This window comes from Marinobacter panjinensis (assembly GCF_005298175.1).
Taxonomy (GTDB): domain Bacteria; phylum Pseudomonadota; class Gammaproteobacteria; order Pseudomonadales; family Oleiphilaceae; genus Marinobacter; species Marinobacter panjinensis.
The window spans coordinates 1,336,375-1,360,029 of the sequence record NZ_SZYH01000001.1 but is presented as its reverse complement, the minus strand read 5'-3'; the positions used below and the strand labels follow the sequence as shown (position 1 = coordinate 1,360,029).

Sequence of the window (23,655 nt, the reverse complement as noted above, 5' to 3'; positions counted from 1 at the left end):
ACCCCGGCGGTTACTTGGAACAGGTATGGACACTTCACCCTACATCGAGCTCAGAGACGTGGTTTTCACCCGGGGTGATCGTCGTATCTTCGATGGTGTCAGCCTGGACATCCCCCGGGGGAAGATTACGGCCATCATGGGCCCCAGCGGCACCGGCAAGACCACCCTGCTAAGGCTGATCGGCGGGCAGTTACGGCCGGATTCCGGTACCATCACGGTGGCAGGCGAAAACGTGCCGCGGCTCAAGCGCAAGGCTCTTTACCGCCTGCGTGAGAAGATGGGCATGCTGTTCCAGAGTGGTGCCCTGTTTACCGACCTCAGCGTGTTCGAGAACGTGGCCTTTCCGCTTCGGGTTCATACCTCCCTGCCGGAAGACATGATCCGTGACATTGTGCTGATGAAGCTGGAAGCTGTGGGTCTGCGAGGGGCCCGCGAGTTGATGCCGGCGGAGCTGTCGGGCGGAATGACCCGGCGGGTGGCCCTGGCCCGCAGCATCGCGCTGGACCCGGAACTGATCATGTACGACGAGCCCTTTGCCGGGCAGGACCCGATTGCCATGGGGGTACTGATCAAACTGATCCGGGATCTGAACAGTTCCATGGGTCTGACCAGTGTCATGGTCTCTCACGATGTCAAAGAATCCCTGAGCATCTGCCACTACGCCTGCATCGTGGCGGATGGGCAGATTATCGGTGATGGCACTCCCGAGGAAATCAGGGCGCACCCGTCTGAGCAGGTCCAGCAGTTTTTGCACGGCCATCCGGATGGTCCGGTGCCATTCCATTACCCGGCCGCGGATGCGGAGCAGGATTGGGGTATTACCGGGAGGAGCCGCTAATGGAAAAGTTGGCGGCGTTTGGCCGGCTGGGGCTGGATATCATCGCTTCGCTGGGGCGTTCCGGCCGTTTTCTGGCAGGAGTCCTGGGTGGCGCTTCCCGGCCGTCGGTGGCATTCCCGCTGTTGCTCAAGCAGCTGTATTCGATCGGTGTGCTGTCCCTGGCGATCATCGTGGTTTCCGGCCTGTTCATCGGCATGGTACTGGGGCTGCAGGGCTACACCATTCTCAGCGACTATGGCTCAGAAGCGGCCATTGGCCAGATGATTTCACTGACGCTGGTGCGGGAGCTGGGGCCGGTGGTGACGGCCTTGCTGTTCGCTGGCCGCGCAGGCTCGGCATTGACGGCTGAGATTGGATTGATGAAAACCACCGAGCAGCTCTCCAGCATGGAAATGATGGGGGTGGACCCGCTTCGCCGGGTGATTGCCCCTCGGCTCTGGGCCGGTTTTATTGCCGTACCCATTCTGGCTGCCGTGTTCTCCGTAGTCGGCATCTGGGGCGGCATGCTGGTGGGTGTTGAATGGCTCGGCGTTTTCGAGGGTTCGTTCTGGGGCAACATGCAGTCCTCGGTGAGTTTCACCAACGACGTATTGAACGGCGTTATCAAGAGTGTGGTTTTCGGTTTTGTCTGCACCTGGATTGCGGTTTACCAGGGCTATGACTGCGTGCCCACATCCGCCGGTATCAGCTCTGCCACCACCAAGACGGTGGTGTATTCATCGCTGGCGGTGCTGGGGCTGGATTTTGTGCTCACCGCCGTCATGTTTGGCGACTTCTGATCGCGATATACTGAAACAACAGGACACAGGGGGCCGTCATGGCACAGAGAACAACAGAAGTCATCGTAGGGCTGTTCATGATTGCGGGTATCGCGGCTATGATGTTTCTGGCGCTGCAGGTCAGCGGGTTGACGCCAAAAGCGCCGGAGCGTTCCTACACGCTTTACGCCAACTTCAATGATGCCGGTAACCTGGCGCCGCGGGCCAAGGTGTCCATGGCGGGAGTAACCGTGGGCAAAATCCGGGAGATAACGCTGAACCAGGAAACCTTCCAGGCTCGGGTGGTGATTGACGTGAATGAAAGCGTGGACAACATTCCTGCCGACAGCTCCGCAGTAATACGTACATCCGGCCTGCTTGGCGAGCAGTACATTGATATTTCGGTGGGCGGCGACATGGAGTCTCTGGGCGACGGGGACACGTTTTACTCCACACAGTCCGCCATGAATCTTGAGCGACTGATAACTAATTTTGCCTCCGGGCAGTCAAAGTGAAAGCAAGTGGTTTACAGGAGACAACCATGGTTCTGATCAGGCATAGCCTGCTGCTCGTTGCATTACTGATGACCCTTCTGGCGCTTCCGGCCCATGCCGGCCCGGAGGACGATCTGCGGGAGTATGTGGATGAAAATACCCAGCAGCTCGTCGACAAGCTCCACAATGAAAAGGGCCTGTACCAGGAGGACCCGCAGGCCTTTTACCAGAGCATGGACGAAGAGCTGAAAAACTTCGTGGATTTCCGCCGGATTGCAGCCCGGGTGATGGGCCGTTACGCGCGCCAGACTTCGCCGGAGCAGCGCGACGAGTTTGTGGAAAAGTTCAAGCGAAGCCTGTTTGACAGCTATGCCCAGGCGCTGGTCAGCACCGAGGATTTCACCATTGAAGTAAAGGACGCCGTTATCAATCCGAACGATGACCAGCGGGCGTCTGTGCGTATGGAAGTGATCAGCGCCTCCGGCAACCGGTATCCGGTGGCTTATTCCATGTACCAGAACAAGGAAGGGCGCTGGATGATGGAAAACGTTATCGTTGAGGGTGTTAATATCGGTCTGGCTTTCCGTGATCGCTTCAGCCAGGAGATGGAAAAAAATGGTGGCGAAGTCCAGGCCGTGATCGACGGCTGGGGAGATGCCGTTGATTCCCTGAACCTGGAAGGTGAAATCGACAAATCATGACGCTGGCTCAGGCAACCGTCACCCTGAACGATAACAGGCTCACGGTCAGCGGTAGCATCGACCCGCTGGCCGTGGTTGCCCTCCGAAAAGAGGGCGAAGAGCTGATTCTGGGCAGCAAAGCAGATCTGGTTGTGGATCTTGCTGCAATGAGCACCGCACACAGTGTGGTACTTTCCCTTCTGCTTTGCTGGCAGCGTCTGGCACGCGGCCGCAGCCAGACTCTTCACTTCACCGGTGTCAGCGAACGGCTGGCTTCACTCGCGGCCCTGAGCGGCCTTGATGAACAGCTGCCGGGCTTCCCATCGCAGGCCATCGCAAGCACCCCGCGAAAACCAGCACCAGAGCTGACCCGGACGCCATAATTGGTTACAATCTCGCCCCTGATTCAAAAACGCCCGAGGATTTTTTATGGAAGCCACCGAAGTTGCCGAGCTGGTCAAAGAGGCATTGCCCGATTGCGAAGTACAGGTCCAGGTCGACGGCAATCATTATATGGTCGTTGTGGTGGGCGATGTTTTTGAAGGCTTGCCGACCATCAAACGGCAGCAACTGATCAACAAGGCGCTGTTCCAGCACATTCTCGATGGCACCATTCACGCCCTGCACCCGAAAGCCTTTACCCCGGCTGAGTGGGCCGCGCGTCAGGGCTGATACGCCCGCAAACAACAGGAACTCATTGTGGATAAACTTCTGATCAGGGGCCGTAAGCCTCTCGATGGCGAAATACGTATTTCCGGCGCCAAAAACGCCGCGCTCCCGATTCTTGCGGCCACCCTGCTGGCAGATGAGCCGGTTACCGTAGGCAACCTGCCGCATCTGAACGACGTGACCACCATGATCGAGCTGCTTGGTCGCATGGGTGTGGAGCTGATGATCGACGAGAAGATGAGCGTCGAAGTCCACGCCAACACCATCAAGCAGTTTCATGCGCCGTACGAGCTGGTAAAAACCATGCGCGCCTCAATTCTGGTGCTTGGGCCGCTGGTAGCGCACTTCGGCGAGGCGGAAGTGTCATTGCCCGGTGGCTGTGCCATCGGCAGCCGACCGGTTAACCTGCACATCCATGGCCTGGAGATGATGGGTGCCGAGATCAAGGTGGAAAACGGCTATATCAAGGCGAAAACCAACGGTCGCCTGAAAGGCGCGCACATTTTCCTGGATACCGTCACGGTGACCGGTACCGAGAACCTGATGATGGCGGCAGCGTTGGCGGATGGAAAAACCATCCTCGAAAACGCGGCGCGGGAACCGGAAGTGGTGGATCTTGCTGAATGCCTGATCGCCATGGGCGCTGACATCAAGGGCCACGGCTCTGCGACCATTGAAATCAACGGTGTTGAGCGGCTGCATGGTTGCCATTACGACGTGCTGCCGGACCGTGTCGAAACCGGCACCTACCTGGTAGCCGCTGCGGCAAGCCGTGGTCGGGTAAAGCTGAAAGATACCCGCGAGGATCTGCTGGAAGCCGTGTTGCTGAAGCTGGAAGAAGCCGGCGCCCATATCGACACGGGCAAGGACTGGATCTCCCTGGATATGAAAGGGAATCAGCCCAGAGCAGTCAATCTGCGCACCGCGCCGTATCCGGCGTTCCCCACTGACATGCAGGCCCAGTTCGCGGCCATGAACGCAGTGGCTGAAGGCACCGGTACTATCGTGGAGACGGTCTTCGAAAACCGGTTCATGCACCTGCAGGAGCTGATCCGCATGGGCGCGGATATTACCCTTGAAGGCAATGCTGCCATCATCAAGGGCGTGGACCACCTGACCGGTGCCCCGGTAATGGCCACGGATCTTCGGGCATCGGCAAGTCTGGTTATCGCCGGACTGGTGGCAGACGGCGATACCATCGTGGACCGGATTTACCATATCGACCGTGGTTACGAGTGCATCGAAGAGAAACTGCAGCTGCTGGGCGCGAGTATCCGCCGCCTGCCAGCCTGAACACATTGAACCGGAAGGGCGCATGACCGACTCCATCACCATCGCATTGTCGAAGGGGCGCATCCTCGACGAGACCCTGCCTCTATTGAAAGAGGCGGGCATTGAACTGGTCGACGACGTAAAAAAATCCCGGAAACTGGTGTTTCCCACCACGGATCCCGACGTGCGCATACTGATTCTCCGCGCAACGGATGTGCCTACCTATGTGCAGTATGGCGGCGCGGATCTGGGTGTTACGGGTAAGGATGTGCTGATGGAGCATGGTGGGGAAGGGCTTTATGAGCCGCTGGATCTGAATATTTCGCGGTGTCGGCTGATGACAGCGGGTAAGAAAGACACCAGGGCTCCGGAAGGCCGCCTACGGGTTGCTACCAAGTTTGTGAATTTGGCGCGCCGTTATTATTCCGCTCAGGGGCGGCAGGCCGATATCATCAAACTTTACGGTGCCATGGAGCTTGCGCCAATCCTCGGCCTTGCCGATGAGATTGTCGATATCGTGGATACCGGCAATACCCTGAAGGCTAATGGCCTCGAAGCTCGCGAGCTGATCGAGAACATTAGCTCGCGCCTTGTGGTCAACCGTGCCTCAATGAAGATGAAACACGCCGGTATTAATCCCATAATTGAGAAGATGTCTGCTGCTGTGGAGAAACGCCGGCAGATTTTGGAGTAAGAACGGCTCAGGAAGGGCTTTCCAAAACACGCTCCTTCGGCACATCCATGTGACGCTTGGACTCCGCCATCCATGGCTCCGTACAGTTTTGGAAAACCCTTACTGACCCGTCCCCGGGCCTTTTTCGTATTTTCAGGCCAGCAAGACTTTTCAAACCGCGGAGTAACTTCTGCACAGCAGGAAAGAAGAAATGACTGATATCAGCATCAGACGATTGAACGCCTCCCAAAGTGACTTCGACAGTGCGCTGGCCAAGCTGCTGGCCTGGGACGACAGTGTTGATCATCAGGTGAATGAGTCGGTTCGTCATATCCTGCATGAAGTTAAAACCCGTGGTGATGCCGCGGTTCTGGAATTTACCGAGAAGTTTGATCGCCTCAAGGTTGGCTCTGTTGCCGAACTGGAGATGGGGCAGGCGCGGTTGCAAAAGGCTCTGGAGACTATCCCGCAGGATCAGCGAGTAGCGCTTGAAAAGGCGGCCGAGCGGGTTCGTGACTATCACGAGCGTCAGGATCAGAAGTCCTGGCAGTACAAGGACGAAGACGGCACGGTGTTGGGGCAGAAAGTGACGCCGTTGGATCGGGCAGGGTTGTATGTGCCGGGTGGCAAGGCCGCGTATCCGTCGTCGGTTTTGATGAACGCTATTCCGGCGAAAGTTGCCGGGGTGGCTGAGGTTATCATGGTGGTTCCTACACCAGATGGCGTGGTGAACGACATGGTTCTGGCCTCTGCTGCAATTGCGGGCGTGGATCGGGTGTTTTGCGTGGGTGGTGCCCAGGCGGTTGGTGCGCTGGCTTACGGCACAGAGACCATTCCTGCCGTTGATAAAATCGTCGGACCCGGCAATATTTTTGTCGCCACTGCCAAGCGCGAGGTTTTCGGTACTGTCGGCATCGACATGATTGCCGGACCGTCGGAGATTCTGGTCATTTGCGACGGCAAAACCGATCCGGACTGGATCGCGATGGATCTGTTTTCCCAGGCTGAGCACGACGAGCAGGCCCAGTCGATTCTGATCAGCCCGGATGCGGCGTTCCTGGATGCGGTGGAAGCCAGTATCAACAAACTGCTGCCCACTATGGAGCGCGCTGAGATTATCGCCACTTCCATGACTGACAGGGCTGCGCTGATTCACGTGGCGGATCTTTCCGAGGCGGCCCGGGTTTCCAACCGCATTGCACCGGAGCACCTGGAGCTCTCGGTAGAAGACCCGGAGGCCCTGGTGGAAGAAATTCGCCATGCCGGCGCCATCTTTATGGGCCGCTTTACGGCCGAAGCGCTGGGCGACTATTGCGCCGGGCCTAACCACGTGTTGCCGACGTCCGGTACGGCACGGTTTTCCTCGCCGTTGGGGGTTTATGACTTCCAGAAGCGGTCTTCCATTATCGGGTTTTCTGCGGCTGGCGCGGACCGGATGGGACGAGTGGCGTCGGTTCTGGCCCGGGGTGAGGGGCTTACGGCGCATGCCCGGTCTGCGGAGTATAGGGTTCGGGATTAGTAGGACGTCTCGGCATGAAGTGTGTCGGATTACGGCCTTTCAGGCCTAATCCGACCTACGTTGTTGCGAGAGTCAGCATACACGTTTGCCAGGGCGGCGGGGCCACCTTCCCGGGGATGTCTCCGGCCATGGATGGCCGGAGTCAAGCGCACATGGACGTGCTCGTAGCGTTTCCCGGGAAGGTGGCCCCGCCGCCCGTCTCCACGGAGTTAACATCAAGATGAGCAAATATTGGAGCCCATTGGTTGAGAAGCTGACCCCATATGTACCGGGGGAGCAGCCGAAGATGGCCAATCTGGTGAAGCTGAATACCAATGAGAATCCGTTCGGGCCGTCGCCGAGGGTGGTGGAGGCCATTACCGTTGAGCTTAACGACAACCTGCGGCTGTATCCGGACCCGGAAGGGGAGGCGCTGAAAGGCACCATCGCGCGATACTATGGCGTCCAGAGCGATCAGGTGTTCCTCGGCAACGGCTCTGACGAGGTGCTGGCGCATATTTTTTACGGCCTGTTCCAGCACGGCGAGCCTGTTCTCTACCCGGACATTACCTACAGCTTCTACCCGGTGTACAGCGGCCTCTATAACATCGAAGGCAAAACCGTACCGCTGACTGACAGCTTCGAAATCAACCCCGAAGACTACAAGCAGCCTAACGGCGGCATCATCTTCCCCAACCCCAATGCCCCCACCGGTCGGTACCTGGCGCTGGACAAGGTTGAAGCCATTGTTGCCGCCAACCCGGATCGCGTTGTGGTTGTGGATGAGGCTTATGTGGATTTCGGTGGCGAAAGCGCCATCAAGCTGGTGGAAAAATACCCCAACCTTCTGGTCAGTCAGACGCTTTCCAAGGCCCGTTCCCTGGCCGGATTGCGGGTCGGCTTTGCGGTGGGTAGCGCCGAGCTTATCGAAGCCCTGAACCGGGTCAAGAATAGCTTCAACTCCTACCCGCTGGACCGTCTTGCCCAGGCGGGCGCCATTGCCGCCTTTGAAGACGAAGACTGGTTCAGGGCCACCTGTGAGGGTGTTATCGGCGAGCGGGATTGGGTGACCTCCAAGCTGGACGCGCTGGGATTCGACGTTTTACCCTCGAAGGCCAACTTTATCTTTGCCCGCCACCCTGATCACGCCGGGGAGGCGCTGGCGAAAGGGTTGCGGGAGCAGGGCGTGATTGTGCGCCACTTCAACAAACCCCGAATTTCCGAGTTTTTGCGTATTACGACAGGCACGGCAGACCAAAACAAACGGTTGATCGAGTGCCTTGAAGCGCTGGTCTGACACGATAAATTTCAGGTATCGAATACGGAGCACCCCATGGCATCACGCAACGAGATCCTCCGCACCCTGAACGAATGGCTTGCCCCTGAGAACTTCCAGGATTACTGCCCCAACGGTCTGCAGGTTGAGGGCAGGGAAGAGGTGAATAACATAGTCAGTGGCGTAACAGCCTCACAGGCATTGGTTGATGCTGCTGTGGACGCCGGTGCTGACATGATCCTGGTACACCACGGGTACTTCTGGAAAGGCGAAGATCAGGCCATTCGCGGCATGAAGCGCGAGCGGATCAAGCGCCTGCTGGACCACGACATCAACCTGGTGGCTTACCACCTGCCGCTGGATGACCATCCGGATTATGGCAATAATCGCCAGCTGGCGGATGTGCTGGGTATTCGTAATCCCCGGCCGCTGGGTGGCCTGGTATGGCAGGGCGAGCTGGGCAGTCCAATGTCGCCTGGGGCGTTTGCGGACCTGATTGGCGAGCAGCTGGGCCGTATTCCCCTCTGGGTGGGGGACGGGCCTGCGGAAATTTCTCGGGTTGGCTGGTGCACTGGCGCGGCCCAGGGATTTATCGGCAAGGCTCTGGACGCGGGGCTGGACGCTTATATCAGCGGTGAGATTTCAGAGCCCACCACCCATACGGCCCGGGAATGCGGCATTCACTATTACGCTGCCGGGCATCACGCCACTGAGCGTTACGGTGTCCAAGCCCTGGGGCGGGCGCTGGAGACAACGTTCGGGGTCAACCACAGGTTTATTGACTGCGACAACCCCGTTTAATGTCCTGCGATCCTCAGGCTTTCTGCTCTTTTTCAGTGAGCCCGAAATCTTCGGCCAGCGTGCCTTTCTCCTTCGGGTCGCTCTTGGGCGCATAGTCCCGGGGTGGCTCTGTTCCCTCATTTTCACCGGAGCCTTCCAGTCTCGCCCGGGCGTTTTCTTTTTCCAGTTCAAGCAGCCAGTCTTCATCGTTGCACAGCCGGTTGGCGCCGCGGGCCATATGCTGGTTCACGTCGCGGTAGGTGTCGTTGAAGCGGCGCAGCAGGTGAGCAGACTCCATGAAATGCTCATTGACCTGTGCCTGATAGCGGGTGTACTCATTTCTCATTTCTTCAATCTGCTGCTCAGCTCGGCGCTGACGCAAGGTGGAGCCCTGACCGGAGCGGCCAACCAGTACCCCGATGACAATGCCAACAATCAATGCGGCGATAGCTGCCAGAATCAGGTTTGTCATAAGCTGTGTCGTCCTTTTGATGAATCGGCCATGCCGTTGATAAAGAGTATAACGCCCGAACGCCTCCGCGCACACGAATGACGCGTGCGCCAATCGTCGTATTGCATCGTATCTCTCGCCTGCCGCTCAGGTTCAGGGGCTCCGGACAGTTCCGGAACATGGCGAAAAAAGCCAAAATCGGCCACAATACGCCGCCGTTATGAATGACCATACTTCGGGAAACGCCTTAATGACACCCCAAAAGTGCATCCATATGACCCCATGGGAACGATACCAGCAGGACCTCGAGCGACCGGAATTCCATAAAGACCCGGCTCAGGAAGACGCAGTGCGCCGTTTACAGTCACTGTACGACAAACTGGTGACGGCGGAAAGGGAGCGGGAAAAACCCATGGTCAAACTGCGCCTGAAACTGAAAAAGGGCAAGGAAGACCCGGTTAAGGGGCTCTACTTCTGGGGCGGTGTGGGTCGCGGCAAGACCTACCTCATGGATACTTTCTACGAGTCGCTACCGTTTGACCGCAAGATGCGGGTGCACTTTCACCGCTTCATGCAGCGCGTGCACAAGGAACTGAGAAGCCTGAAGGGCAAGAAGAATCCGCTTGAGCTTGTGGCGAAACAGTTTTCCGACGAAGCCCGGGTTATCTGTTTTGACGAGTTTTTTGTCTCGGATATCGGCGATGCCATGATACTGGCCACCCTGATGGATGGCCTGTTCAGCCGTGGAGTCACCCTGGTCTGCACCTCCAATATTGTGCCGGACGGTCTCTATAAGGACGGCCTGCAGCGCGCCCGGTTCCTGCCAGCCATTGAGCTGGTCAAGAAGCACACCGATGTGGTGAACGTGGATGGTGGCGTGGACTATCGCCTGAGAAGCCTCGAACAGGCAGAGCTTTACCATTATCCCCTGGACGACGATGCCGACAAGAGCCTGCAGAAAAGCTACGACAGCCTTGCAGTGGAAGCCGGCAGCCACAGCCTGGAACTGGATATCAACGGCCGCAAGCTCAAGGCGATTAACCACGCAGACGATGTGGTCTGGTTTGACTTCAAAACCCTGTGTGATGGCCCCAGAAGCCAGAACGATTACATCGAGCTGGCCCGGGAGTTCCATGCCGTGATCATCAGCAACGTGCCGGTTCTGGGGAAGGACAAGGAAGACCAGGCCCGGCGGTTTATCAACATGATCGATGAGTTTTACGATCGCAACGTAAAGGTCATCATTTCGGCACAAGCTGCCATCACCGACCTGTACGCCGGCGGGCGACTCGGGTTCGAGTTTGAGCGTACCGAATCGCGGTTGCTGGAGATGCAGTCGAGGGAATACCTTGAGGCGCCTCATAAAGCCTGATGGATGTCGGATTACGGCTTCGCCTAATCCGACCTACTAAAACACCCCAATCCGGGCACCAAACCCGTAGGTCGGATTTACCCGTGAAGGGCACAATGAGCGAAGCGTAATCCGACACCCAAGCAACATATATACGAGAGACTCAAAATGACCACAGACAACGTCGTAATCGTAAGCGGTGTGCGCACCCCCATGGGCGGCTTCCAGGGCAGCCTGGCCGCGGTTTCCGCGCCAGAGCTTGGCGCCATCAGCATCGCTGAAGCCATTCGCCGCGCAGGGCTGCAGCCTGCTGACGTGCAGGAAGTCATCATGGGCAACGTATTGCCCGCAGGCCTCAAGCAGGGCCCGGCGCGTCAGGCAATGCGTCAGGCGGGCCTGCCTGACAGCACCGGCGCCACCACCATCAACAAGCTTTGTGGCTCCGGTATGAAAGCCGCGATGTTTGCCCACGATGTGATCAAGGCCGGCAGCAACGACATTATGGTTGCCGGTGGAATGGAGAGCATGTCCAACGCACCTTACCTGTTGTTGAACGCTCGCAAGGGTTATCGCATGGGCCCCGGCGACGCGGCCCAGGACCACATGTTCCTGGACGGCCTGGAAGACGCGGAAACCGGACGCCTCATGGGCGCCTTCGCCCAGGACATGGCGGACAAAAAAGGCTACACCCGCGAGGAGATGGACACCTATGCCATCAATTCCCTCAAGCGAGCCCAGAAAGCCATCACGGAAGGTTTGCTGAAAGAGGAAATCATTCCCGTGACTGTAAAGACCCGCAAGGGTGAGACGGTTGTGGAAGACGACGAACAGCCGTTCAATGCCAACATCGACAAAATCCCGACGTTGCGCCCGGCCTTCAGCAAAGACGGCACAGTGACGGCCGCCAACGCCTCTTCCATCTCCGACGGCGCTTCAGCCCTGGTGCTGATGCGTGAATCCGAAGCTGAAAAGCGCGGCCTCAAGCCGCTGGCGCGTATCGTTGCCCACAGCACCCAGTCCCAGCATCCGTCCGAGTTCACCTGTGCACCGGTGGGTGCCATTGAGACCCTGTTTGGTAAAACCGGCTGGACGAAAGGCGATGTGGACCTGTTCGAGATCAACGAAGCCTTCGCCATGGTCGCCATGATGCCGATCCGTGAGCTCGGCCTGGACCCGGAAAAGGTCAACATCCACGGTGGCGCCTGTGCCCAGGGCCACCCCGTGGGCTCCACCGGCTCCCGCCTGCTGGTAACGCTCATGCATTCTCTGAAGCACTACGGCAAGAAGAAGGGTGTGGCAGCGCTTTGTATTGGTGGTGGTGAGGCTACGGCGATGGCTATCGAGATGATTTGATTTAGTTTTTCTGTAACCGTAGGTTGAATTAGCGTAGCGTAATCCGGCAACATTGGTAATGTTATGCCCCCTGTCGGATTACGCTTCGCTCATTGTGCCCTTCACGGGTAAATCCGACCTACGTTCTTATCCGACCTACCTACACCGGGTCAGAATCCTGTGCTCACCCAACTGGTTGCATCCTGGAATGTTGACTATAGTGATTCTGTGCGAGGGAAGCCTGCCGTGGAGAGGGGTGTAATCGTAAAATCATACTTTTGACTGATCAAAGCGTCCGATGGCGTTAGCTATAGTGCCAACATCACGAGCACTGTGCATGAAGCCTCCTAACATCGTGAACACCAATAATCAGAGCAGCGACTCAGAACAACAATGGAGTAGCCTTCCAATGACAAGAAAAACACAGCAATGGCAGCAGTGGACCAAATTGCCGCTGGCCGTAGCAGTTGCCGCCGGAATGTCCGGCCAGGCGGCTGCCTATTCGTTTTATGTGGGGGATGTGGAAGCCTCTTTTAACACCACTCTGTCCGCTGGTGTAGGCTGGCGTACCCAGGATCAGGACAGAAGGTTGATTTCCCAGGGTAATCTTGGGCCTGAATATGCGCCCGGTAAGTCAATGGAAAACATTGGTTCGTCTTCCAACAATTACGACGACGGTAACCTCAATTTCGAGAAAGGGGATACCTACTCCAAGATCGTGAAAGGCAACAGCGAACTGTTCCTCAACTACAATGTGGACAGTGACATTCTCACCCGTGTTGGTGGCTTTATCCGCGGCCGCTATTGGTACGACTTCGAATTGAAAGACGAGAACAGGGCCGTAGATCCCGTTGGCCAGCGCCGCGAATTGAATGACGAAGCAAAAGATAATGCTTCTGGCGGTGAGATTCTCGATGCCTATGTATTCTCGGACTGGTACCTCGGTAACGTTCCCGTCAGCATTCGTTACGGTAAACAGGTGCTGAGTTGGGGTGAGAGCACCTTTATCCAGGGTGGCATCAACAGCATCAACCCGATTGACGTGCCCGCTTTCCGCGCGCCAGGTTCAGAGCTGAAAGACGCGCTGCTGCCAGTAGAAATGTTTTATGCATCCGCAGGTATCACTGAAAACGTAACCGTTGAAACCTTTGTCCAAGCGGACTGGGAGCCGGTGCGTCCGGATGATTGTGGCACCTTCTTTTCCACCAACGACTTCGCCGCTGATGGCTGCGGCCCTGTCCTGCTCGCTGGGCAATTGCCCGACTCCCAGGCCCTGAATGACGGGTTCGTAGCGAACCGGCTGGCCGACAAAGAAGCTGATTCAAAGGACCAGTTTGGTGTGGCAATGCGTTGGTACGTGCCGGCATTGAACGACTCCGAGCTGGGCTTTTACTACATCAAGTACAATAGCCGGCTTCCGTACGTAAGCGGTACGGTACGCGACGATCGTGAAGGTGAGCGGTTCCCGAGCTACTTCATTGAGTATCCCGAAAATATCAATCTCTATGGCATCAGTATCAACACCACAACACCTGGTGGCTGGTCATTGGGCGCAGAGTACAGTTTCCGGGACAATATGCCCCTGCAGTGGAACGCATTTGAATTGATCTATGGTGGCATCGAACAGATCAATCCTGAAACCGGCGAACCTGCGAGCAAGCTTCAAGTGCAGCGCGAGGCAGAAAATCCCGGTTTAGATCTCCGCGGTTCCAAAGTTGAAGGCTATGATCGTTTTAACGTGTCCCAGGCTCAGATGACACTTATCAAATTCTTCGATCAGGTTATGGGTGCCAGTCGCCTGTCGCTCATCACCGAATTTGGCGCGACCTACGTGCATGACCTGCCCGACACTGACGAAGCCCGCTATGGCCGGTCCGGTTCTTTCGGTATCGGTCAGTTGCCCGGCGGAGCCTGTGCCGGCACTGGCTCAACTGGCACAGCACTGAATAACAACACCAACTACTGCAATAACGAAGGCTTTACCACGTCCTTTTCCTGGGGCTACCGTACCCGCCTGGTCTGGGACTACCCCAATGCGATCGCTGGCATCAACCTGTCGCCGCAGCTGGCCTGGAGCCATGACGTCCAGGGTTATGCGCCGTCTCCCGGCGGTAACTTCAGCGAAGGCAACAAAGCCATTGGCGTATCTCTGCAGGGCGTTTATCAGAACCGCATAACCGGTAATATTGGTTATACAAACTTTTTCGGTGGCAAACCGTATAACGAGTTAACCGACCGTGATTTTGTGAGTGCAAGCGTTTCTTACTCATTCTGATTCGGCCTGAATTCGTTTAACGAGGTAAATTAAATGAAACTGAACAAGAAGCTACTGGCCACTGGCATACTGTCCGCATCTCTGTTTGCGGGCAATGCCTTCGGCGCAGTTTCCGCAGAGGAAGCGGCCAAGCTGGGTGACTCACTGACGCCGATGGGCGCAGAGAAGGCTGGCAATGGCGATGAAATCCCGGCATGGGATGGTGGCCTGACAACGTCACCGGAGGGTTACAAAAATGACGGAATCTACGTGAATCCGTTCCCGGACGAGAAGCCCCTGTTCACCATCGATCAAAGTAACGTTGATCAGTATGCGGACAATCTGTCCCCGGGTCAGGTTGCCATGATTGAACGTTACGACGATTACAAGATGCCGGTGTATCCTACGCACCGTACGGCTGCCTATCCGGATCACGTGATGGAAGAGACCGTCGAGAACGCAACCACTGTTGAGCTGATCAAGGACGGTAACGGACTGGGCAACTACCAGACGGCAACACCGTTCCCGATTCCCCAGAACGGCCTGGAAGCCATCTGGAATCACATCACCCGCTATCGGGGTGGTTCCGTTCAGCGCAACGTCGGCCAGGTTACGCCCACTGAAGACGGTGCCTTCAGTGTTGTAAAATTCCAGGACGAACTGACCTGGAAGACCTACCTGGAAGATTACGAGCCAGGTCAGGATCCTAACGTACTGTTCTACTTCAAGCAGGCGATCACCGCGCCGGCGCGTCTGGCCGGTAACGTTCTGCTGGTCCACGAGACTATTGACCAGGTTGAAGAGCCGCGTCGCGCGTGGGTATATAACGCCGGTCAACGCCGTGTTCGCCGCGCGCCTCAGGTAGCCTATGACGGTCCGGGTACCGCTGCAGACGGTATGCGTACCTCCGACAACTTCGACATGTTCAACGGCGCACCTGACCGTTACAACTGGGAGTTGATCGGCAAAAAGGAAATGTACATTCCGTACAATTCCTACAAGTTGGTGGATCGTGACCTGACCTATGATGAGATCATCAAGGCCGGCCACATCAACCAGGATCTGACCCGTTACGAGTTGCACCGTGTATGGCATGTACGCGCTACCCTGAAAGATGGCGAGCGCCACATCTACGCACAACGGGACTTCTACATCGATGAAGATTCCTGGCAGGCGACTGTGATTGACCACTATGACGGTCGTGGTGAGCTCTGGCGTGTTGCAGAAGCGCACAGCATGCAGTTCTACGATCAGGTTGTCCCCTGGTACGCCATCGAAACGCTGTATGACTTGCTTTCCGGCCGTTACCTGGTGCTTGGTCTGACCAACGAGGAAACCAATCCGTATGAGTTTGGCGTCGAGCGTCGGTCACGTGATTACACACCTGCTGCCCTGCGTCGTGCGGGCACCCGATAAGTCCTTATCTGCCCGGGAGTGAATCCCGGGCCATAAAAACGGCGGGCCCATGGGCCCGCCGTTTTTGTTCTGCCCCTTCAAACTTTTGCAGCCCACCCCTGATTTGGTTTAACCTCTCCCTACTAATACTAAAGGCGTACCCGATGCAGGTCGCCGTAATAACGACAAGGCAGAGATCACATTTGCCGGATGATGGGCCGCAGGGCCTGCGGATTCCGGATCTTCAACGGGGCAGAGAGTGAAACCATTTGATGATGGCTGTGCGGCCAACGATGAGTTCCAGTCGGCAGTGGGCGGGGCTCATCGTGGCGAGTTGATCAGGGATTTACTGCGTCAGCGGGTGCGGATGCCAGAGCCCGTACCTAACTATCTGAAAAGAGCGGCACTTACGGATAAACTCACGTCGGCTATCAGACCAGGGCGGGTTCTGTTTGTTGAGGCACCGTCAGGTTTTGGCAAATCCCATGCCCTGAGCGCGGCCTTCCGTGAAACCGGTCGCAACCCGGAAACCCTGAGATGGCTGGGGCTGACAGGCCAGGAAAACGACCCCGGCCGGCTGATGGCACTGCTTGATATCGCCTTGACACCCCCTCGCGTTACGCCGCGACCGTCCGGTCAGCAAAAAGCCGCCAGCTACAGCGATGCTCTGGCGATGTTGTTGTCTCATCCTCACTGGAATACGCCAGAAGGCGATAATCGAGAAGGCAACGACCCGGAAGCCGGCAGTGTACTGGTGATCGACAATATCGGAACTGTCGCCAATCCCGCGGCCATTGCCCTGTTGCAACAACTTGCCGCCAACACACCCGACGGCCTGGCACTGATACTGGTGTCGAGAAAGCCGCTGCCGTTTGAAACCCATACCTATGAGCTGGAAGGCCGTTTCAACCGGATCGGCACAGAATCTCTGGAGCTGACCCGTTCCGAAACCTTCGAGTTCTTTCAGACTGCCGTAAGCCGTAATCAGCTTACTACCATTGCCGTTGAGCATCTGTATTCACTGACAGAGGGTTGGCTTACGCCGCTGGGACTCTATCAGAGAGAGCTGGAGTCCTCTTCCGAGGCCCGGCTACCGATTCAGGAAACCTTCAGCGTCGAACGTTTTCTCAGGGATGCGGTTCTGGTTCATCTTACGCCGGGGCAGCAGCGTTCCCTGCGGATTATGGCTGAAATGGAAATTGTCTCGGATGAGCTCTTCCTGGCCCTGGCAGACGCCGGCTGTGATCACGCGTTTCGGCCCTCAGCGGCTGCGGAAACCGGTATCCCGCTCCGTCCGCTTCCCGGCAGGGGGCGTTGGTTCCGCCTCAACCCATTGCTTCATGACTGGCTGCAGACGCCGGCTCTGGATGGCTCCCGCGAGCGGGCACTCAGGGCCAGTCGCTGGTTCAGTGAGCGTAATCAGTTTCCGGAGGCATTGCGATATGCACTGTTAAGCGGGGATATGGACGAGTCCGTCCGCATTGCCTCGGAAGGGTCAGAGGCGCTGCTGATAGGTCAGGATACCGCATCGCTGCTGCGGCTGCGCCGGTCCTTGCCACCGGGTTTGCTGGAAAAAAGTGCGCGGCTAAAGATCGTTTACGGTTGGGTTCACGCCATCGGCGGGCAGTTCGGCCAGGCGCGGCTGTTGATCAGTGATCTGGATGACGGGAATCATCCCGAGCTGGTGGGGCGTATCGACGCCCTGAGGGCGTTTATCCTTCGTGGCGAGGGTAGCGTTGATGAAGCTCTGGCAGTGGCGGACCGTGCGCTGCAGGCAGAAGAACTGTCAACCCAGGGCCAGTTGGTAACCCAACTGGTTCGCTCCAGTGCCCTGTGCGCGGCCGGCAACTTTGGTGAAGCACGGGAAGCCAACCGTATTGCAGCCAGACTGGCCAGGGAAGCTGGCGATGGCGGTTCGGAAATCCTCGCGGTGTATGCGCATGCGCGGATCGAATTGGGCAAGGGCTCGCTGAAACACGCCGAGCAATTGCTGAGAACCGGCCTGGATACCGCCATGAACGAATCCTCCCGCCCGGCGCGAGTGGGCGAGACGCGGCTTCAGCTCAATCTGGTGATGGTATTGTGGCACCAGGGCAGGGAAGCTGAGGCGGATCGCCTGCTGGTGACCTGCATACGCCATGCGGAACAGACCCGTGACCTGGGCCTGCTGCTGGCCATGGCGCTGCGAGTACTTATCTGTCGTACCCAGAACCGGTTGGATGATGCTTTTTCCTGGATCGGTCGTGCAGAGCGCATCATGCAATCCTGGCAGGTTGACCAGTCGGTGTATGTTCCGGTGCTGGAAGCCCTGAAAATCAGTGGCTGGCTGTCACTGGGGCAGCCGGATACCGCAGCCCAGGCGATGGAACGGCTCACCCCCTGGCGGGAAGTGAACTGTGTGCCGGAAATGTTCCCGATGATGCCGGGTATGCTCGACTGCCTGCAGGCCAGGATTGAACTGGCAAGGGGCGACGACGTAAAGGCTGCCGAAACGGTAAAGGGCATCCGCAACAACAGTGGCGAAACACTCCCGTTTGGACTGGATATCCACTCGCGATTGCTCGAGAGTGTTGTCAGCTGGCGTCAGAAAGGCCCCGCAGTGGCGCAGAAGATTCTCGCCACTGCGATCAGTATGGCCGGGGATGAGCACTACATAAGCCCGTTTGCCGAACTCAGGAGCGAGCTGCAGGAATTGTTGGAAAAAACCTGGCAGCAGATGCCGGACACCCCTTTCACCGAATCGGTGGGAAGGCTCTACGGGTTATCGGATATGAGAGAGCAGGCGCCCCTGGCCGAGCCCATCAGCGACCGGGAGCAGGGTGTGCTGGAGCTCATCGCCCAGGGTTTGTCGAACCAGGACATTGCCGACCGCCTGCACATCTCCCTGCACACGGTCAAAACCCATGCCCGCCGTATCAATGCCAAGCTTGAGGTGAAGTCGCGTACCCAGGCGATTGTCCGCGCCCGGGAGCTTGGGCTGCTGTAATGATCAGGCGGGTTGTTTCAGTTCGTCGATCCGGGCGTCCTTCTCGGCCCACAGCTCACCAACCCAGCGCTGGAAATCAACGCGGACTTCGCGGTCGTTCTGGTAATCCATGCCCAGGAACCGCTGTGGAATTTCCCGGGTCTGTATATCAATGACAATCTTCCGCACTCGCCCACACAGGTAGTCCCAGATACCGCACCTGCCCTCCGGATACACGATCGTTACGTCCAGCATGGTATGCAGGGACTCACCCATAGCCTCCAGCACAAAAGCGGTGCCGCCGGCACGGGGTTTGAGCAGGTTTCTGTAGGGTGAGTTCTGGCTCTTGTGTTTCGCGGGTGTCAGCCGGGTACCTTCCATGAAATTGAAGATGGTTACCGGGGTATAACGGAATTTTTCACAGGCTGCCCGAGTGGTTTCCACATCCCTGCCTTTCAGTTCCGGGCGCCGGGCAATCTGTTCCTTGGTGTGCCGCTGCATGAACGGAAAGTCCAGCGCCCACCAGGCGATACCCAGAAAGGGCACCCAGATCAACTGCTGCTTCAGGAAAAACTTGAGCAGCGGAATACGGCTGTTCAGCACATGCTGGATAGCCGGAATGTCGGCCCAGCTCTGATGGTTACAAGTCACAAAATACCAGTGTTCCCGGCTCAGGTCCCCGACCCCGCGGACGTCCCACTCGATATCATGAAGCACATCGGCCAGCACGTTGTTGAAGCCGATCCATAGCCAGGCAATGCGATTGAGAACGATGGTGCACCCCTTGCGGATGGGGGGAGCCGGAATCACCAGTTTGATAATCGCAAAGATCATCAGGATCGGAAAAAGCCACAGGGTGTTCAGCAGCACAAGCACAATTGCAAGCACACCTTTGACCGGTGCAGGCAAAAAACTGAGCATTGTCAGACGTCTCCGGAATACAGGTATGGGCCATTATCGGGCGGCAGTTTTACCCTTCGCCGCCGGTTGCATCATCCTGACTGTCAGTCAGCAGGGCTTCTTCATTGCTGGCTGAGGCAAGCTTCAGCAACTGTTGCTGACTACTGTCCCGGACGCTGCGAAACTTCTCGTCGTAGTAGCTCAGGTTGTTGTAGCGGATCATGTTTCTGATTTCTTTCACGTATTCCTCGCCGCGCTCGGAATAGTCCAGCAGACCGGCGGCGAGGCTTGAGCCGCTGGCGTCATCCCCGGAGCTGCGAGCCTTGAGGCGAACGTCGCGAAGCGTCTGGTAGGCGGGGTGACGATTCAGGTTCTGGATGTAGGAGCGTACCGAGAGATACGGTGAGTCGAAATCGGCCACCTCGTGGCTGGCACCGTCAACCCGGCTTTGAGGCACGATGCCGCAGCCTTTCGAGAAGCACCACTGACCGAACAGGTTGTTACCCCGGCGGGCAAAGCGGGAAGTGCCCCAGGCGGACTCATTCGCGGCCTGAGCCATGATCAGTGAAGGTGGAATCACATCCAGGCGGTTCTCCAGGCGCCGGAACATGTCCGCACTGCCGGGTTCTTCGTCCACCCTCAAACGCTCTGCCTGGTTTTTCAGCCAGGTGAGCTCGGACTTGCTGAGCTCGTCCTTGTCGGAAAGACTCTGCAAATAGGCTCGCTCGATAAGAATGCGGGAGTTTGCCAGCACGATGCGTGGGTAGAGAAACGAGAAGAATGCCGCTTTCTTTTCGGTGGTATCGCTATAGCTGGAAAAATCCGGCAGGTCAGCCCTGGACCAGCGGGGCAGGGGTGGCAACTGGGCCAGCGCAACGTCATCGGTTTCATCCCTGTCCCGGTCAAGATCGGGGTCCGGTGTGTGCAAAGCTCCCCACAAGCCAAAAATCACCATCGGAAAAACCAGCAACAACGCCCGGATACCAGAAGACATAAGACCTCACGTTACAATCGATATGGCAGAAATTATAACAGGTTATACGGCCACGTCGCCCGTGTGGTTTGGTGTCGGTCAGTCCGGCAGGCGTGTGGCCATCACCAGGCCTATGACTTCCTCGTCGCCGTCCGTGTCGCGTAGTTGCAGGAAGAACTGATCCCGGTCACCGGTAAAGAATCCGCCCATAGTCAGGGTGCCGCCGGTGAAGGCTGCTGTCCCATCATTGTTCGCATTCCAGGTGAGAGAAATCTCTTCCGGTACCCGGGCCTGTGGAACGGATACGGTTTCCGCATCCACTTCGTGGGTAACATCCAGTCTCCGGCCCTCAAGGCGGGCGGTGCTTGCAGATTCGATGACCAGCAGGGCGTTATCGAAATGGGCCAGCCGGTTGCTGGACTGGGACATACCCAGGCTTGCACCTTGCAACCGGTAGCTACCGCTAGTGGGTGGCGAAACATTAGCCTGCTCGGCAGCCACCAAGAGGCCATCGCCGATGGCATTGGTGTCCAGGTTGAAGCCCAGGAGTGTGCCATCCGGGGTGGAAGCACCGATGGCGATGTCGGGCACTTCATCCAGACCCGAGGCGGTGTTCCTGTCCAGGTTCAGCCGACCATTGCTGACGATCACGTTGCCTTCGTTGGGGTCGTAAACCCGTGACGGGCGCTCACTGATCACCCAACTGGCATCGCGGGTTCCGGGAGCCAGGGTGACGGTTCCGGTATTGTCCCGACGAAGCGTGGTGGTGGTTGCGGTCTGGGTAACGTTCTGGCCACTGATTTGCCAGTTTCCGACTCCGCTTTCCACCACCATGGGCTGGTTCTCGTCGCCCATGCGGGTGGTCAGGTAAACCACGTTATAATCCTTGCCGTCCAGAACCGCCTGCCGGTCAAACCCTTCTTCCCGCAGCAGATTCAGCTCGAACACCGAGAGATAATGGTCTTCCAGAGTGCGCTCCCGCTTCAGCTCACCGCCTTCGGAACGCAATTCAATGGCCTTCCCCGCTGTGAAATAACCGCTGAGCACCCGGTCAGGCTGGTCAGTGCCGCCGCCTGCATAGGCGTCCAGATGATAGGGGTTGCGGGTCCAGCCGATGATTTCCGAGCTGCCGCGCCCGGTGATGCTCTGGAACAGGGCGCGGCCGGCCAGCAGGCGAATGTCATCCTTGAGGGTTGCAGCGCCGGGGGACGAGGAGTGGGTATTCAGCTCCCAGTCGGCGCGGTCGAAAAATGCATTGTCGTTCCGGTGGGCCAGTGTTTTGCGGTCATAGGGGATATCGCTGGCCAGGGAGGTAACCTTGATATTGAAGGCATCGAAGGACGTCAGGGTCAGGCCGGGATAGACATAGCCGGTGCCGTTCTGGTCCGTGACCGTCTCCTCACGCGCGAGACGCACGCCCCATTGGCCGGAGCCGGAAAGGGCTGATTCCCGGAAAGTCTGGCCCAGTTCCACACCCCAGAACACCGAGTGGTAATCCGCAGAGCTGGCTTCGATCTTGCCCGAGGAATCCTCCCCAAGCAGCGCCAGGTCCGCCATGGAAGACACATAGCCGGCAAAGTCTCCCCGTTCTTCCAGTAGCGTTAATGCCCCCTGAGCCCCCAGGTTGCCGGGAATATTAATCTCGAAATCGTGTACCTGATCGGCGAGGGTGGACCACACATACTTGTTCAGACACAGGGTGCTGTTGGTGTCATTCACACAGTCCATTATTCGGGAAAATTCACCGGAGGTATACGCGCCCAGCGCATTGGCCACCAGGTATTCCGAGAACGGATTGACCTTGACGTCCCGGTCCGCATCGGCAGCCAGGGCCCGCAAGCGGGTGTTGCCGTAGGTGGCCTCGATGATCACGTCGGGGCCCAGGGGCAGGCCGTCTTCAAAGGCAATCACAGTGCGCCCGGTGTCTTCCGTGCGGGAGCGGGTGTCGACAGAAGCGAGGTTGCGGAGCGACTGGTCAGTCCGGTAAACGTTGACGGTGTCCGGCTCGACGATCCTGAGATTACGACGGGTGGTCTCACCATCCGGTGCCACGGATTCCGGCACTTCCATGGTTACCCTGACCTCATTGCGCTCCAGGCCAGAGGTGTTGCTGGAATCGCCGGTGGTGCCGGAGGTGAAATCGTCGTTGGCATTCTTGGCCGGGGGAAAGCTGTTTCCCCTGTCTCTTGCATCATCGATGGCATCATCACCGCCGCCGCAACCGGTGCTGAGTGCCAGTACGGAAGCTGCTGACAAGGCCAAAAGGGCCCGCCCGGTTGTCTGTAAAAAGAGGTTGTCCATACCAGATAAACCATTCCCGAAGCGTGAGCGGGAAGTTTACCAAGTTGGCAAAGGGCAAAGAGTGAGGCAGGGCACGATTTCGGGGGTGTTAACCCCGCCGGTCGGGTAACCGGCGGAGTGGGCTGTCAGGTGGTCAGGGGCGAATCAGAAGAAGATCTTCATGCCGGCCAGTACACCTTCGTCCAGGTTGAGGTCGCCACGGCCCTCAAAGTTGGTATTGAGATAGCGGTAGCCGGCAAAGAGCTCGGCGTTACGAATAACGCGGTAGCTGGCCCGCAGCTCCAGGCTGGTCAGGTCGTCGGAATCACCGAACGACAGAATACTCGGCGCGTAATGAAGCCCGCCGGTAAACGACAGCCCCGGCACGTCGGGAATATTCACAGTGGCGAACCCGCCGAGGGCAACCGCACCGCCGTCCGCAGGATCATCTTCCCAGCCGATGGCGCGCACACCAATGCCGGCGGTGGTAGGCAGGTTGCCGAGCGCCGTACGGCCCTGGGCGTGGAAGTCCACATTGCCAATATGGCGGCTGCCTTCGTGATAGGTGTAGCCGGTACCCACCTGGATGTCAGAATTGGTGTCGAAAAAGTTGACTTGGCCCTTCACGGAGTCGTTGGTCAGGCTCAGATCCGCATCGGCAGCGAAGACAGGGGCTGCCGCAAGGGACAGAACGATAAAAGGAATACGGGACGCTTTCATTCTTCTACCTTCTCATTGATTGAATGTAACCGGATCGGGTTTCATTTGGCCGAATGGTAACGGGCTGGCACGGGGGCCTCAACTTAAAATGGGTTA

General features: G+C 57.6%; 21 protein-coding genes. 16 read left to right on the top strand and 5 right to left on the bottom strand.

From position 1 onward, the window contains the following. Positions 1–25: 25 nt before the first annotated feature. From FDP08_RS06130 to FDP08_RS06080, 11 genes are all read left to right on the top strand, one after another. Positions 26–838: an ABC transporter ATP-binding protein gene (locus tag FDP08_RS06130; RefSeq protein ID WP_137435110.1), complete on the top strand. Its 813-nt coding sequence runs from the start codon at positions 26–28 to the stop codon at positions 836–838. Further along, positions 838–1,617 (top strand): lipid asymmetry maintenance ABC transporter permease subunit MlaE, encoded by a 780-nt coding sequence (gene mlaE, locus FDP08_RS06125; protein WP_137435109.1) that lies wholly within the window; start codon positions 838–840, stop codon positions 1,615–1,617. The genes FDP08_RS06130 and mlaE overlap by 1 nt, the downstream gene beginning before the upstream one ends. A 38-nt stretch (positions 1,618–1,655) precedes the next feature. Then, positions 1,656–2,111: an outer membrane lipid asymmetry maintenance protein MlaD gene (gene mlaD, locus FDP08_RS06120; protein ID WP_137435108.1), complete on the top strand. Its 456-nt coding sequence runs from the start codon at positions 1,656–1,658 to the stop codon at positions 2,109–2,111. Between the two features lie 26 nt (positions 2,112–2,137). Continuing rightward, positions 2,138–2,791 (top strand): MlaC/ttg2D family ABC transporter substrate-binding protein, encoded by a 654-nt coding sequence (locus FDP08_RS06115; protein WP_137435107.1) that lies wholly within the window; start codon positions 2,138–2,140, stop codon positions 2,789–2,791. Continuing rightward, positions 2,788–3,153, top strand: a complete 366-nt coding sequence (locus tag FDP08_RS06110) for an STAS domain-containing protein (protein WP_137435106.1) — start codon at positions 2,788–2,790, stop codon at positions 3,151–3,153. Before FDP08_RS06115 ends, FDP08_RS06110 begins: the two co-directional genes overlap by 4 nt. 46 nt (positions 3,154–3,199) lie before the next feature. Then, positions 3,200–3,442 (top strand): BolA family protein, encoded by a 243-nt coding sequence (locus FDP08_RS06105; RefSeq protein WP_137435105.1) that lies wholly within the window; start codon positions 3,200–3,202, stop codon positions 3,440–3,442. 27 nt (positions 3,443–3,469) lie between these two features. Then, positions 3,470–4,732 carry a UDP-N-acetylglucosamine 1-carboxyvinyltransferase gene (gene murA, locus FDP08_RS06100; protein WP_137435104.1) on the top strand — a complete coding sequence of 421 codons (1,263 nt, stop codon included), beginning with the start codon at positions 3,470–3,472 and terminating at the stop codon, positions 4,730–4,732. A gap of 22 nt (positions 4,733–4,754) precedes the next feature. Beyond that, positions 4,755–5,405: an ATP phosphoribosyltransferase gene (gene hisG / locus FDP08_RS06095; RefSeq protein ID WP_137435103.1), complete on the top strand. Its 651-nt coding sequence runs from the start codon at positions 4,755–4,757 to the stop codon at positions 5,403–5,405. A 190-nt stretch (positions 5,406–5,595) separates the two neighbouring features. Beyond that, the gene (gene hisD / locus FDP08_RS06090; protein ID WP_137435102.1) at positions 5,596–6,903 is read left to right on the top strand and encodes a histidinol dehydrogenase; all 1,308 of its coding nucleotides are present in this window, start codon (positions 5,596–5,598) and stop codon (positions 6,901–6,903) included. Between the two features lie 220 nt (positions 6,904–7,123). Continuing rightward, the gene (hisC, locus tag FDP08_RS06085) at positions 7,124–8,179 is read left to right on the top strand and encodes a histidinol-phosphate transaminase (RefSeq protein ID WP_137435101.1); all 1,056 of its coding nucleotides are present in this window, start codon (positions 7,124–7,126) and stop codon (positions 8,177–8,179) included. A 36-nt stretch (positions 8,180–8,215) separates the two neighbouring features. Further along, entirely contained in the window at positions 8,216–8,959 is a 744-nt protein-coding gene (locus FDP08_RS06080; RefSeq protein ID WP_137435100.1) for a Nif3-like dinuclear metal center hexameric protein, read from the top strand. Positions 8,960–8,972: 13 nt separating this feature from the next. Here FDP08_RS06080 and FDP08_RS06075 read toward each other — a convergent pair whose 3' ends face one another. Next, the gene (locus FDP08_RS06075; protein ID WP_137435099.1) at positions 8,973–9,410 is read right to left on the bottom strand and encodes a Z-ring associated ZapG family protein; all 438 of its coding nucleotides are present in this window, start codon (positions 9,408–9,410) and stop codon (positions 8,973–8,975) included. Positions 9,411–9,663: 253 nt separating this feature from the next. Between FDP08_RS06075 and zapE the strand changes: the two genes are divergently transcribed. The 5 genes from zapE to FDP08_RS06050 all read left to right on the top strand — a co-directional run bounded on the left by zapE (position 9,664) and on the right by FDP08_RS06050 (position 18,707). After that, complete coding sequence (zapE, locus tag FDP08_RS06070) at positions 9,664–10,761, top strand: cell division protein ZapE (RefSeq protein ID WP_170979062.1); 1,098 nt, start codon at positions 9,664–9,666, stop codon at positions 10,759–10,761. A 147-nt stretch (positions 10,762–10,908) separates the two neighbouring features. Beyond that, positions 10,909–12,093, top strand: a complete 1,185-nt coding sequence (locus tag FDP08_RS06065) for a thiolase family protein (protein WP_137435097.1) — start codon at positions 10,909–10,911, stop codon at positions 12,091–12,093. A 388-nt stretch (positions 12,094–12,481) separates the two neighbouring features. Beyond that, positions 12,482–14,347 carry a DUF1302 domain-containing protein gene (locus FDP08_RS06060; protein WP_137435096.1) on the top strand — a complete coding sequence of 622 codons (1,866 nt, stop codon included), beginning with the start codon at positions 12,482–12,484 and terminating at the stop codon, positions 14,345–14,347. Positions 14,348–14,380: 33 nt separating this feature from the next. Then, positions 14,381–15,742 carry a DUF1329 domain-containing protein gene (locus FDP08_RS06055; RefSeq protein WP_137435095.1) on the top strand — a complete coding sequence of 454 codons (1,362 nt, stop codon included), beginning with the start codon at positions 14,381–14,383 and terminating at the stop codon, positions 15,740–15,742. A 238-nt stretch (positions 15,743–15,980) separates the two neighbouring features. After that, a complete protein-coding gene (locus FDP08_RS06050; RefSeq protein ID WP_137435094.1) occupies positions 15,981–18,707 on the top strand; it encodes a LuxR C-terminal-related transcriptional regulator in 2,727 nt (908 codons plus the stop codon). Positions 18,708–18,710: 3 nt separating this feature from the next. On the opposite strand, the gene FDP08_RS06045 is transcribed toward FDP08_RS06050, so the two are convergent. From FDP08_RS06045 to FDP08_RS06030, 4 genes are all read right to left on the bottom strand, one after another. Next, on the bottom strand, positions 18,711–19,607 hold the full coding sequence (locus FDP08_RS06045) for a 1-acylglycerol-3-phosphate O-acyltransferase, YihG family (protein ID WP_137435093.1): 897 nt from the start codon (positions 19,605–19,607) through the stop codon (positions 18,711–18,713). 49 nt (positions 19,608–19,656) lie between these two features. Continuing rightward, positions 19,657–20,580, bottom strand: coding sequence for a glucosaminidase domain-containing protein (locus tag FDP08_RS06040; protein WP_137435092.1), 924 nt, complete (start codon positions 20,578–20,580; stop codon positions 19,657–19,659). 78 nt (positions 20,581–20,658) lie between these two features. Then, on the bottom strand, positions 20,659–22,815 hold the full coding sequence (locus tag FDP08_RS06035) for a hypothetical protein (protein ID WP_228263243.1): 2,157 nt from the start codon (positions 22,813–22,815) through the stop codon (positions 20,659–20,661). A gap of 189 nt (positions 22,816–23,004) precedes the next feature. After that, positions 23,005–23,559: a YfaZ family outer membrane protein gene (locus FDP08_RS06030; RefSeq protein ID WP_137435091.1), complete on the bottom strand. Its 555-nt coding sequence runs from the start codon at positions 23,557–23,559 to the stop codon at positions 23,005–23,007. Positions 23,560–23,655 lie beyond the last annotated feature (96 nt).